This is a genomic window from Prosthecobacter sp., from assembly GCF_044222565.1.
Lineage (GTDB): Bacteria > Verrucomicrobiota > Verrucomicrobiia > Verrucomicrobiales > Verrucomicrobiaceae > Prosthecobacter.
The window spans coordinates 58,014-70,919 of sequence record NZ_JBGANA010000026.1 but is presented as its reverse complement, the minus strand read 5'-3'; the positions used below and the strand labels follow the sequence as shown (position 1 = coordinate 70,919).

Genomic DNA, 12,906 nt, shown 5'->3' with positions numbered 1-12,906 from the left:
GGCGGTGGTCACCTTCGCCTGACAGAGGCGGATGATTTCCCCTCACCCCAACCCTCTCCCCGAAGAGAAATATACCCCATTGGTTGCGTCATGGGCGGGGAGAGGGAGAACCGCGTTGGGCGGCTATGGGTGGATGGTGAGGATGAACAACTGGCGGGTGCCGTCTTTGGCGAGGGCGGGGACGAGGAGTTGAGTGCTAGTGCGATTCCAGAGGGGGCCGGGGTCGAGGCGGAGGTCGCCGCTGGTGTAGGTGCCTTGATCGAAGGCGGGGGAGCGAACCCAGGCGCCGTCGGTGCGGCGGAGGATGGTGTAGTGGTTTTTGGCTTTGTCGCCGTGGCCATTGACGAACCATTGGCCGTCGGGTGAGAGGGCGACATCGCCGCCGGGTTTGGGGAAGATTTGCGGGGTTCCGAGGTCTCCGACGATCATCATGGTGTCGGTGTCGTAGATGATCTGGCGGTCGTCTTTCTGGCCGATCATGCGGTGGCCGGTTTCCCAATCGGGGTGGCCGCCGATGAACATTTCAAGCGGGCGGATGCCGGTGCCGTCTGCGTTCATGATGCAGGGGATGTTGCAGCGGTCGGGTTTGTCGAAGTCGCCGCGGACGAAGAAGAAGATGCGGTCGTCGTCGCGATTCCAGAGGGTGTGATTGATGAAGAGCTCTTTGCCATCGACTTCGGGATGGGTGGGGCGCAATGCATCGGCGAGCTGTTTAAAGGAGACGAGGAGGCGGGCCTCCTGGGTGGCTATGTTTGCTTTGAAGATGCCGTCATCTTCGGGCTGAGCGACGCCGATGGTCCAATCGTGGGTGGCGGGGTAGCCGGTGACGGGGCGGAGGCGGGCCATGCGGGCGTAGTTGAGGCCGAGAAAGGAGCCGCCGTTTTGTGCGACGCCGCTGTTGCCAAAGGGGGTGCCTTTGCAGCGATATTCGGCGACGCGTTTGCGTGACTGGATGTCGTAGAGGACGCAGAAGACTTCGTTGGTGGCGGGATCGCGATCGTTGAAGAAGAACTGCGTTTCGGCCTGCTGAGGATTCCAGTAGAGCATGGTGCCCTGCTGGGGATTCCAGGCGCGGCTGTGATCGAGGACGGTGATGGTGTTGTTGTTCTGAGTGTCGATGAGGATGATGTCCGCGGCGTCTTCGGGACGTGGCATGTGGTCCTGAAAATCGGTCTGCAGGGCGACGATGTAGCGGCCGCTTTGATTCCAGGGGATGGTGCGCACGTGGCCGATGTAGCCGAAGAAGTGATGTTTTGGGCCGGTGGTGAGAGGGGTGACGGTGAGGTGGGGGGCGTTTGCTGCGTGGGCGCTGAACAGGACACCCAGCTGAAGGAGGAAGAGAATGAGATATTTCACAGGTTCGAATATTTTGAGCTATGACGTGGTATTGGCGGCATGCCGTACCCTAAGGAAATCAAGCCCGGCCCCTCACCCCAACCCTCTCCCCGAAGAGAAGCATTCGTTTTTTCGTTTTTCAGGGGCGGGGAGAGGGGGATGCTTTTGCTGCGGTGGGTTGACTGGGCATATCTCTATTTAAAATGCTTTATGCGGTCATGCGGGCCATGACGGCGTCATCGACGGGTTTGCAGGAGCGGTAGCCTTCGCCGTGTTCGGGGAGTTCGGTGAGGAAGGCGGCGCGAGAGTCGGCGGAGGGGAAATCGAGGCCGATGAGGGCGCGGCCGATGCGCTCGCCGGACTGGCGGTAGTTGAAGTAGCAGAGGCTGGCGCGGTCGCGGATGAGGCGGGAGAGGAAGTCGTGGAGGGCGCCCGAGCGTTCGTAAAAGTCGAGACGCAGAAAGAGAGGATGGGTGAGGAGATCGCCGCGGAGTGGGATGGCGCGGAAGGCGACATCGACAGCGCCGGTGAGTTCTTCCCAGCGATAGCCGCCGGCTTCGAGACGTGCGGGGAGAGCGGCGAGTTTTTCGGCGTTTTCGGCGGTGACGGTGAAAACGGGCCAGGCTTCGTCGGCGCGATGGAGGCCGTACTGGAAGTCGGCGATGTTGAGACCTTCGAAGCAGGAGTCGAGGAGGGCAAGCATGGCGCCGGGGCGCTCGGGGATGCAGACGCGGAGGGCGCGGGAAGCGGTGTTGCTGGAGCCTTCGGACTGGGCGATGAGACCGAGCTGGAGGAAGTCGATGTTGGCACCGGTGATGACGATAAGGACCTTCTTTCCTGCGAGAGCGGCGCGATTTTTCAGCACGGCAGCGAGACCCATGGCACCGGAGGGTTCGGAGACGCAGCGCAGCGTCTCCCACAGCACGCGGATGGCGGCGCTGACTTCGGCATTAGTGATAGTCTCCACGCGGTCGAGACTTTGCTGGCAGATGCCGAAGGGGAGTACGCCGGCTTTGCGCACGGCGGTGCCATCGCAGAAGATGTCGAGGTCGTGGAGTTCGACGGGTTTCTCGGCGGCGAGGGCAGCTTTCATGGAGGCCTGCCCGGTGCCTTCGACTCCAACAGCTTCCATGTTTGGCCAGTAGGTTTTGAGCCAGCAGGAAACAGCGGAGGCCATGCCACCGCCACCGATTTGGAGATAGGCGGCATCAAAGGGGCCGTGGCCGGAGAGCACGACTTCATCGGCAAGGGTCCCCTGCCCTGCCATGACTTTGAGGTCATCATACGCGTGCACGTAAGTGGCGCCGCTAGTGCGCTCGTCTTCGCGCGCGGCGGTGACGGCTTCATCGTAGCTGTCGCCTGCGAGCATGATGCGGACGAATTCGCTGCCGTGATGGAGGACGGCGTTTTGTTTCACTTTGGGCGTGGAGCGCGGCATGTAGATGCGTGCGTGGATGCCGAGGGTTTTGGCGGCGAGTGCGACGCCCTGGGCGTGATTGCCGGCGGAGGCGGTGACGACTCCTTTGGAGCGCTGCTCGGGTGTGAGCTCGGTCATGGCATTGCAGGCGCCGCGCCATTTGTAGCATTTCACGGGGGAGAGATCTTCGCGCTTCACCCAGATTTCGGGACCGGGCTCGGAGCCGGGGAGAATGAGGCGCTCGATGGGCGTGGGCTGGCCGAAGCGGTACACGCGCTCGCGGGCAAAGAGGATTTCCTGGCGCAGGCGGCGGTCGAGAGGGAGATTTTCGCGTTCCATTCGTGGTGCGATACATCCGCGCCAGGTGTGCGACGGCAAGGGGTTTTGCCGGATCAGTGGGAAGCCTTTTTTGCGGGAACCGGATGCTTCCACTCCAGCACCTGACCATCCTGCTCGAGGCGTGCTTTTAGCCTGGTGTAATCGACCTGCTGCACGGGTATTTTGTCATCGATGGCGAGGGAGGCGGCGGTGGCGGCGCTTTGGCTGGTGCACATGAGGACAGGCTCCATGCGGATGCTGCTGAAGGCGGTGTGGCTGGAACTGAGGGCGAAGGTGACGAGGAGATTGTCGCACTCGGTTTGCTTTGGCACGATGGCCGCGTAGCCGATGCCGTAGGGTGGTGCGCCATCGCGGCCACCGGCGGTTTTGCCTTCGCGAGTGACGACGCCGTCCTTCACGATGCGGCGGATCTCATGGGTGTCTGTGCCGTAGCTGCCGAGGCTGACGGGCTTTGGGGCGATAGTGCGGCCGAAGGTGTGGTGCTCGGTGAGGACGAGGTCGCTGATCATGCGGCGGGCTTCGCGGACGTAGATCTGGTGGGGCCAGCCGCCGTTGTCGGTGAATTCGTCCTTGGGCAAACCGAAGCGCTGCATGTCTTTGCGGACTTTTTCCGGCACGCGTGGATCCGTGGCAAGGAAGTGGAGGAGGCCGCGGTGGTAGTTTTCGTGCTCTTTGGCGATCTTTTCGCGCTGTGCATAAGAGGCTTCGGGCCAGGCGTGGGAGGCGCCGGGGAGATTGCCGCCGAAGGTGGCGGTGTTGAAGTCCCACTTGTCATTGGGGAGGGCATCGTGCTTGGAGAACCAGCGGAGGTCCATGGCGTCGCCATTGGCGAGACAGGCCTCGATGAAACGGACGATGATTTCGTAACGCTTGGGATCGTAGTCGGTGGGCGGTGTTATGGGGATCATGTTCGCCGGATTGGTGGTGAGGCAGAGGCGGAAGCAGTAGGCCTGCACGCCGGGAGCGGGATCGCCGGGTGTGCCGGGCTCGCCGGGCTGAATGAGTGGAAGGAGGCCACTTTTTGGATCGCCTTTGATCACGTAGGGATCGAGGGGGAAGTCGCGGTCCCACACGCCCTGGCCGCCTTTGAGCCGGCCGCTCTCGCCGGGCTGCTCGTAATGGGTGTGAGGCATGAATTTTTCCACGTAGTGGATGCCGTTGTAGGTCTCGCCGTATTTGGCATTGCCCTCGCGCATGAGGGTGTAGCTGACGCCGGATTTGGCCATGAGATCGCCTTCATAGGTGGCGTCGATGAAAACTTTGGCCCGGAAGACGGTGCCGTCTTCGGTGGTGAATTCGGTGATGTGTGCGCCGTCTTTTTTGACTGAGGCGAGGCGTGCGCCGAGGCTCACTTTTACACCTGCTTCGCGGGCCATGTCATTGAAGACCTGCTCTGCTTTGTGAGGCTCGATGGCGTAGGCGCCGCCGGTGGCGGGACCGCCGGCTTTGCTTTCAAAGGCTTTGTCCCACGCGAGGGTGACGCCCACGGTGGCGGCGAGCTGGGTGAAGTATTCGCGGGCGATGCCACCGACGGAGCGGGGATCGCCAATGTCCACGGCGCTGAGGCCGCCGCTGGTCATGCCGCCGAGGTGTTTGCCGGGTTCGGCGATGACGACTTTTTTGCCCATGCGCGCGGACTGCACCGCGGCGGCGACGCCACCGCTGGTGCCGCCATAGACGCAGATGTCAGACTCCACCACGGCGGCGGAGGCGAGAGACGATGAGAGGGCAAGGACGAGCAGAAAGGACTTCATGAATGGTAGCGAAATCAGACGCGGGCCGAGGGCGCACCTTGCTGGTCAAGAAGGCTGACCAACGGCGAGATCGACGAAAATGATGGAGAGGGGGGCACCTGAGGTGAGCGTGACCTCAAGGCTGTTTTTGCCTTCGCGCAGGAGTTTGGCAGGGATGAGCCATGCGCGCAGTTCGTCCGGCTTGGCGAGCATGGAGGGATAGGGAACGGCGAATGGCTCGGAGACATCGGGGGTGGAGGTGATGGCTGCGCCATTGAAGGTGGCGGTCCATTCATCGGTGCCGAGTGACCGGTCTGTCTGGATGCGGATGCGGGCGTCGTTTTTCCAACCGCCTGTGGGTGGGGCGAGATCGAAATTGAACTTGGCGGGTTTGCTGGCTTCAACTTTGCGCGGGACGGGCAGCGGCTTCATTCCGGGGGCACGCCAGCCTTGGGCGATGAACCAGTGCTGCGACTCTTGGGAGAGCGTTTTGGGATCGCGCAGGGATTTGAGTGCTTCGAAGGGTGGCTCGCCAAAGACGCCGCGGCCTTCGCCCTGGCCGTGCTGGCGGTAGTAGGCAAAATTGAAGAGGCTGATGCCATTGGCACCGCGTGCGTAGGCGAGGTGCGCGGAGGTGTGGAGGTGCTCGCGGGTGGCGCGGCGGAAGGGGAAGACATCGTAGCCTTTCAAGAGCTTGTCGCCTTTCCAAATGGTGTGGCAGAGCTCGAAGTAGAGTGTGGCGCCCTGTGTCTGCGCGCGGATGGCGGCGAGATCGTGCTGCTGGGTGGTGAAGTAGTGCTCGGAGGCATTGACCATGTCGAGTCCGGCGGCGACGAGGGATTTCAGATCGAGACCGAGGACGTCGAGAGCGGGGAGATGGCAGGGCACGCGGGCGCAGAGCCAGCGGTGTTTGCCATTGCGTGTGGTTTGATCGAGCAAGGTTCGGACTTCGCGCACGAAGGCGGTCATGATGGCGCGGCGCTGCTCGAGCGGAGTTTCCTCAGGGCGGAAGTAGCTGTAGAAGCGGAGGAAATCGAGCTCCAGGCCGTCGAGGTCGTAGTTTTCGCAGAGTTCGCGGATGAGGGCGAACTTTTGCGCTCGAACTTCGGGAACGGCCCAGTTTTGGACGAGATCGGCTCCGCGCAAGGATCCTGGTATGATGCGGTATTCGGGATGCTCGACGTAAAATTTCGTCACGCTCATGCCAATGCTGCCGCCGGGTTTGTCTCCGGGCTTGGGATCGGCGAACTCCTTGTGGTGCGCATCGTTCATGCGGAAGGAGATGAATGCGGATTGATTGCGCTGGTGGCAGCGGTCGATGAAGACTTGAACGATGTCGCCGCCATCGAGCACGAACTGGCCGAATGGATCGGGCTTCTGGCCGTAGCGTTGCTTGATCCAGGCGTAGTGCTCCGCGAGCGGGATCACTTTGCTGGGCCACATGGGGACCATGCCGAGGCCGGGCTGGAGCAGGTGGGCGTCCACGAGGCCTGCGACTTCATCGACGGTGGCTTCGAGCATTTCTTTGCGGAAGGGCTCGCGCTCCTTGTGAAAGGGGCTGATGCAGGAGGAGATGTTGGTGGTATCGTTGCTGTAGAGGACGCGGGGCGCGGCCTGTGATGAGGAGGCCGCAGGAAGCCTGGCAGCAGCAGCGAGCACGCCCGCGCCATGAATGAATTGACGGCGGTTGATCATGGTGAAGCAGGCCAGATGGATTTGAGCTCGTGGACGATGAGTTTGCTCACTTGTGCCGGGGCGCCTTTCGTGGTGAGAGAGAGGGTGTGATTGGAGGGATCGGGGAAGAAGTCGCGGGCGTGATTGACTTCGCCATGATTGCCGAAGAGTTCGATGCTGGTGGCGTCAAGAAGGACGCGCAGGGTGAGTTTGGCGTTATTGGGCTTGAGTGAAAGCATGGCGAATTCGCGGTCGCGGCCGGTGGTGCGCAGGCGCTGCTCCGTGACGTCGTAGAAAATGAGATCGCCACGGAGATTGAGGATGAGCTGCTCTGCTTTTTGCAGATCGATTTCGAGTTCGATATCGAGGAGGTCGCCGGAGATGCCTTCGAGGGCGTTGGTACCTGGAGCAAGCGGGCCGGGTTTTAGATCGTGGGTCTTGGTGTAGAGTTTTTCGATTTCGGCGACGGGTTCGCTGAAGAGGCGGGGACCTTCGGGGGTGGAGCGGAGGGTGAGTTCTCGGGGGAAGCTCATCTGCTGATTGAAGGGCATGCCGGGCCAGCTTTTGGGGCCGTCTTTGCCGGTGCTCATCCAGCCGAGGTGCACGCGGCGTCCATTGGGAGCGTCATTGAAGCTTTGCGCGCCGTAGAAGTTGCCGCCCCAGTTGGTGCGGATGGGATCGGTTTCGGGGGTGAATTTGTGGCCGTCGAAGGTGCCGATGATGTAGTCGCCGCTGCCTTTTTGGAGGAGCCACTTTGTCTTTGCAGGATCGCCGTCGATGGGGAGCTCATACATGTCGGGGCATTCCCAGTACCAGGAGCCGGGGCCAAGCTCCTGAATGAGCTTCCACGATTTCAAATCGGGAGAACGGAAGATGCCATAGGTGGCGTGTTCGCGGTCCTTGTTGTCGCGTGAGAGGGAGAGGACCATGACCCAGGCGCTGCTGGGTTCGTGGTAGAAGACTTTGGGATCGCGGTCCTTGGTGGCTGGTGTGACGAGCAGCGGATTGCCCTGGTAGAGTTCGAAGGTTTTGCCAGCATCGTTGCTGAAGGCGAGGCATTGATTGATGCGGTCTGCGTCCTTGGATTTGTCGTGCTCTGAATAGAAGAAAAGCAAGGGAGGGCGCTCGCCGCGCTGAAGTCCCGAGTGATTTTTCCAGTCCACCATGCCGGAGCCGGAAGCGGCGACGCCGTTTCCTTTGTCGATCTGAATGGCTTCAGGAAGACGCTGCCAATGGAGGAGGTCGGTGCTTTTTGCGTGGCCCCAGGTGATGCCTGAAACCTCCGGCGGACGATGCTGATGACAGAGATGCCAGGTGCCCTGATAGTAAAGCAGGCCATTGGCGTCATTGAGCCAGCCGGACAAAGCTGTGTAATGATATTGGGGGCGGAGGGATTCGTAGCCGAGAACGCTGGCATCGACGGGCAGGCCTTTCGCCTTGTCGCTCTGGGCAAAGCTGTCCACGGCGATGCTGGCGAGTGTGGACTGATCATTGACGCGAATCTGTGCCGTCTTTCCCGCGAGGTCACGCACACCCCAGGTGCGCCAGAGCATGGCTTTTGAGGGGTCTTTGATTTCGGTGGCGCTGGCGGCGCGGACGACCTTGCCATCGATGAGGAGTTCGACACCGAGTCGTGCGGGAAGATCGCGAGCACCGGAGACGAGATAGTTGATGAATGTGCGCTCCAGTTTGAAGGCGGGGGAGAGCAAGGTGCCGGTGCTTTTGGGTCCTTCTTCACCGCTCCATTCGATACCGGTGCCTTCAAATGCAGTCACGCGATCTCCCGGCTTTACGGGGGCCGGGGCAAAAGCCCTGCCAGTGAGCGTCCAGCCACCGAGATCGCTGGCTTCGAAATCGCCCAGGACGATGTCGCCATCCTTGGTGGCAGGCTTTGGCTGGGCTGCTGGGTCTTTTTTCTTTGCGGGTGCTTCGGGCTTTGGAGCCGCCTTTTTCTTTGGTCCTTCGTGAAGCTGCTTTGCCATGGCGGCCAGCGTCTCCGCGTGAGTGGTGTCTTTGGCGAGGTTGTGATTTTCGTGGGGATCGGTGCGTTCATCGTAAAGCTCGGTGCCGACGATTTCGTCTTTGTCATTGGCCCACTCGGTGTAGCGCCAGCGGTCGGTGCGGACGGAGCGGCCCATGAACTTTTCTTTGCCCGGACGCAGGTATTGACTGAAGGCGGCGCGCTTTCCTTTTTGTTCGGGATCAGCGATCAAAGGAGCGAAGCTGGTGCCTTCGAGATGTGAGGGGAGCTGAAGGCCGCAGAGTTCGGCGAGCGTGGGGTAGATGTCCACGAACTCGACCAGCGCGCGTGTGCGCTGGCCGGGCTTTTGACCCGGGGCGCTGACGATGAGCGGAGCGTGGGTGCAGAGCTCGAAATTGGTCATCTTGGTGAAGATGTTGTTTTCGCCGAGGTGGTAGCCGTGATCGCCGAGAAGAACGACGATGGTATTCTCGCGCAGGCCGAGGCGGTCGAGTTCATCCAGCACACGACCGATCTGGGCATCAACAAAGGTGGTGCAGGCGCGGTAGCCGCGAATGAGATTGAGGGCCATTTCGTCCGGGATGCCGCCTGCAGGAGGCACGTCGCCGTAGGAGCGGAGTTCATACCAGTTGTGCAAGGCAGGAGCGGGCACGTCCGCATTTACCTTGTAGTTGTCCGGCAGTTTGATGGTGTCCGCCGGATACATGTCCCAATATTTTTGCGGGCAGGTGAAGGGGAGGTGCGGCTTGTGGAAGCCGACGCCGAGGAAGAAGGGCTTCTCGGTGCTTTTGAGCCGCTGCAACGTTTCGATGGCCTTGGCGGCCGTTTTGGCGTCGCTGTAAACGTCATCGGGTTCGTTCGCGGCTTCAAAGGGTGGGCCGCGCACGAGTTTGGGGCGCTTGTCCGGCGGGAGTTTTTTGATGGCCTTCAGCTTGTCGTCGTTCTCCTTCAAGAACCAGCTCCGGTCTGGCAGACTGTGATACCAGGAGGGCTCGCTCCAAGACTGCGGATCGTCACCGGGCTCGCGCTCGCTGTGGTGGAAGATTTTTCCCAGCGAAAGGGAGTGCCAGCCGTTGTTTTTGAAATGCTGTGGAAGCGTGACGATGTCTGGAAGCTGCGGACGGAGGAAGTGCTGATTGTCCAGCACTCCCGTGGTGTCCGGGCGGACGCCGCCGAGAAGGCTGGAGCGCGAAGGATTGCAGACGGAGACCTGGCAGTAGGCGCGCTCAAACAAAGTGCCGCGCGCGGCGAGCTTGTCGATGTTGGGCGAGTGGATGTGCTTTGCGCCGTAGCAGCCGAGTTCGGCGCGCAGGTCGTCCGCCATAATGAAGAGGACATTCAGCGGCAGGCTGGTTTTTGCCATAGGAGCGACTGAATCCTTCGCGCGGTCATCGATGAAGCCTTCGGCGACCTGCCCTTCTTTGTTCAGGACTGGCTTTGGATTTTCCACGTGGCCCAGAGGACGCACGCCGGGACCCGCATCATTGAGGCCCAGATCATCCTTTGTGGCATCCACGAGAGCGAGCAGTTGCTTCATCACTTCTGGATGATCTGCCGCAACGTTCTTTGATTCACCAATGTCGGACTCAAGATTGTATAGCTGGTTCTCACCGGCCTTCACTTTGGTTCCGCGTGCTTCCTCGGCTTTCGGAGCTGGCTCGGCGGCGGAGGCGAGCCGCAGCTTCCAGGGACCAGAGCGCACGCCTTCGAGCTTCATGCCGCGGTAGAAATAGAAGGATTCATGCGGGGATTTTGCTCCGGTCATTCCTGCCAGAAGCGGCCAGATGTCCGCACCGTCAATTTTGCGCCCCTCGGGGAGCGTCCCGCCGCCGAGTTTTACCAGGGTGGGAAGGACATCGAACATGCCGGTGATCTCGTCACAGGAGGTGGCTGCGGGAATCTTTCCGGGCCACCAGGCAATGGTAGGCACACGCATGCCGCCCTCCCAGGTGGTGGTTTTGAAGCCGCGCAGAGGGGTGTTTACCGAGTGTGGAGTCCCGCCGTTGTCGGAGGTGAAGAGAACGAGAGTTTTCTGATCGAGCTTCAGATCACGCAGGGCACCGAGAATCTGGCCCACGCTCCAGTCCACCTCCTCCACCCAGTCGCTGTAGTGGCCGTGGGGGGATTTGCCGGCGAACTGCTTTCCGGGATAAAGCGGGCCGTGCACGGCTGTGTGCGGCAGGTAGAGGAAGAAGGGCTTCCTCTCGTTCGCTTTGATGAACTTCACGGCGGCCTCGGTGTAGCGCTGCACGATGCCCTGCTGTTCGTCTTCTTTGACACGGGCGATGACTTTTTCGTTTTCCAGCAGCGGGAGCGGCGGCTGGCGGGCGCCATCGCGGATGCCGCTCTCGTCATCTTTGGGGCCGTTTCCGGGCTTAATCTCGCGCCGCTTGTCGCCGAGGCTGCTCTTGGAGCCGTCCTCAGGCGGGCCCATGTCGTTCGAATAAGGGATGCCAAGGTAGTAATCGAAGCCCTGCTTTGTGGGGAGAAACTCCGGCTGATCTCCGAGATGCCATTTGCCGATGCAGGCCGTGGCGTAGCCGGTGGCTTTGAGGAGTTCCGCGACCGTGTGCTCCTGCGGATTCAGGCCTGCTGCCGCAGACGGAAACAGAACGCCACCAATGGGCAGAACGCGCTTCGGGTAGCACCCAGTCATGAGGGCGGCGCGAGAAGGAGAACACACGGGCGCTGCATAGAAGCAGGTGAGCTTTCTGCCCTCATGGGCCATGCGATCGAGATTGGGAGTGCGGTTGAGCTTTGAGCCGAAGGGGCCGATGTCTGCATAACCGAGGTCGTCAATGTTGATGACGATGAAGTTCGGCTGTTCGGCAGCGTGGAGAGAACCCAGCGAAATGAGCAGTGCGGCAAGGCTGTGAATGAGGAATTTCATGGGAGTTTTTCGGCAGCCTTCTTTTTGGGTTTGGCGGGTTTTCCTTCAGCCTCGCGCATGCGCTGCACCTTGGATTTGTAGCCTTCGGAGAGGTTTGTCTGCGTGGAGCGGAGGTGCGTGAGCATGCCCTCGCGCATTTGATTGAGTGTGGTGAGGTGAGCGGGATCGGCAGCGAGATTGTTCATCTCATAGGGATCTGCATCGAGATCGAAAAGGAACTCTCCTTTTTCCTCAACCCACCACTTCCAGCGGCCGTCCGTGGCCATCATGTTCAAGGGAGCGCGTGTGCCGATCTCGCTGATGGCGAAAGGACGCAGCTTTTCTTTTCTTCCAGCCGCGACTGGCAGCAGGGAGACAGCCTTGCGATGTGGCGAAAGTGTGCCGCCGATTGCTTCGACGATGGTGGGATAGACATCAAACATCTGCACGGGCGCCTTGGTGTGGCAGGGCTTTACCTGGCCGGGCAAGCGCAACACGAGCGGGACACGTGCGGATTCCTCATACATGCGGCCTTTGGTGAGCATGCCGTGTGCGCCCATCATTTCGCCATGATCGGCAGTGAAGCAGACGAGGGTGCGGTCCCAGGTGCCGCGCTTTTGGAAGGCCTCCACCACGCGGCCGATGCAGTCGTCTGCGAGGGAAATTTTTCCAAGGTAGTTGGCGAGCATCTCGCGGGTTTCGGGATGGCCGATGGTACGCATCTCGCGACGGAAGGTCTCGGGGACGTTGGGAGGGAGCGTGAGTTTTCCGGCATTATACATGGTGGCGTATTCACCCGGAGCATCGAGCGGTGGATGGGGCGAGTGCAGGCTGAGCACGACGCAGAGGGGTATGTCAGCGGGCTGTTTGCCAACGAAGTCGGCGGCTTCGCGGCTGACAAAAACATCGTGGTAATGTTCGGGCGGGACGAGGCTGGCCTTGGGCTGAAACTCCCACTTCACGTATCGGTCGTGCATCTCCTCGGCGACTTTTTCGAGCAGGCCGAGTTTGCGCAGATACTCGGCATAGGGATTTCGTTCGGTGACGGAGTCCACAGGGCCGGAGACATCGAAGACGTAGTCGAGTCCGAGCGCACGGTGGTAGTCCTCGAGCTTTGGATAGGCTTCGCGAACGCTGGGGCCGGAGGTCCAGTGGGTCTTGCCGATCTGCGCGGTGGTGTAACCGGCGGCCTTGATGTCGCGAAACATGGTGGCCTCCTCCGCCGGAACGTGGTAATTCAACGCATTGCCCCAAATGCCGTGGCCGCCATTGTGCGGATACAGTCCGGTGAGCAGCGACACACGCGCGGGCATGCACACCGGAGAGGTGGTGTAGCAGCGGTCAAAGACCATGCCTTCTGACGCGATCTTATCGAGATGCGGCGTGCGCACCTGCGGGTTTTCCCAGCTCAGATAGCGCGGGCTCCATTGGTCCACCAGGATGACGAGGACATCCGGTTTGCGCGCCGGGGTGTCGCTCAACGATGGAACCGCCATTCCGAGCAGCAGAAGAAAAGAAAACCATTTCATAGGGAGGAAAAACCACGCCCTCTAACGAC

The 12,906-nt window shown here is 61.0% G+C and carries 6 protein-coding genes; all 6 read right to left on the bottom strand.

Annotated features, from left to right (window positions below; genetic code table 11):
* Positions 1-123: 123 nt before the first annotated feature.
* The 6 genes from ACILSR_RS27475 to ACILSR_RS27450 all read right to left on the bottom strand — a co-directional run bounded on the left by ACILSR_RS27475 (position 124) and on the right by ACILSR_RS27450 (position 12,877).
* Positions 124-1,356 (bottom strand): hypothetical protein, encoded by a 1,233-nt coding sequence (locus ACILSR_RS27475; RefSeq protein ID WP_395753022.1) that lies wholly within the window; start codon positions 1,354-1,356, stop codon positions 124-126.
* Positions 1,357-1,543: 187 nt separating this feature from the next.
* Positions 1,544-3,091, bottom strand: coding sequence for a pyridoxal-phosphate dependent enzyme (locus ACILSR_RS27470; protein WP_395753021.1), 1,548 nt, complete (start codon positions 3,089-3,091; stop codon positions 1,544-1,546).
* Between the two features lie 53 nt (positions 3,092-3,144).
* The gene (locus ACILSR_RS27465; protein ID WP_395753020.1) at positions 3,145-4,845 is read right to left on the bottom strand and encodes an FAD-dependent oxidoreductase; all 1,701 of its coding nucleotides are present in this window, start codon (positions 4,843-4,845) and stop codon (positions 3,145-3,147) included.
* 45 nt (positions 4,846-4,890) lie between these two features.
* The gene (locus ACILSR_RS27460; RefSeq protein ID WP_395753019.1) at positions 4,891-6,519 is read right to left on the bottom strand and encodes a hypothetical protein; all 1,629 of its coding nucleotides are present in this window, start codon (positions 6,517-6,519) and stop codon (positions 4,891-4,893) included.
* Positions 6,516-11,369 (bottom strand): sulfatase-like hydrolase/transferase, encoded by a 4,854-nt coding sequence (locus tag ACILSR_RS27455; RefSeq protein WP_395753018.1) that lies wholly within the window; start codon positions 11,367-11,369, stop codon positions 6,516-6,518. Before ACILSR_RS27455 ends, ACILSR_RS27460 begins: the two co-directional genes overlap by 4 nt.
* The gene (locus ACILSR_RS27450) at positions 11,366-12,877 is read right to left on the bottom strand and encodes a sulfatase (protein ID WP_395753017.1); all 1,512 of its coding nucleotides are present in this window, start codon (positions 12,875-12,877) and stop codon (positions 11,366-11,368) included. Before ACILSR_RS27450 ends, ACILSR_RS27455 begins: the two co-directional genes overlap by 4 nt.
* Positions 12,878-12,906 lie beyond the last annotated feature (29 nt).

Excerpts from the sequence above, each read along its gene's own strand:
- ACILSR_RS27470 (WP_395753021.1), bottom strand. The coding sequence starts at position 3,091 with ATGGAACGCGAAAATCTCCCTCTCGACCGCCGCCTGCGCCAGGAAATC.
- ACILSR_RS27465 (WP_395753020.1), bottom strand. The coding sequence starts at position 4,845 with ATGAAGTCCTTTCTGCTCGTCCTTGCCCTCTCATCGTCTCTCGCCTCC.
- ACILSR_RS27460 (WP_395753019.1), bottom strand. The coding sequence starts at position 6,519 with ATGATCAACCGCCGTCAATTCATTCATGGCGCGGGCGTGCTCGCTGCT.
- ACILSR_RS27455 (WP_395753018.1), bottom strand. The coding sequence starts at position 11,369 with ATGAAATTCCTCATTCACAGCCTTGCCGCACTGCTCATTTCGCTGGGT.
- ACILSR_RS27450 (WP_395753017.1), bottom strand. The coding sequence starts at position 12,877 with ATGAAATGGTTTTCTTTTCTTCTGCTGCTCGGAATGGCGGTTCCATCG.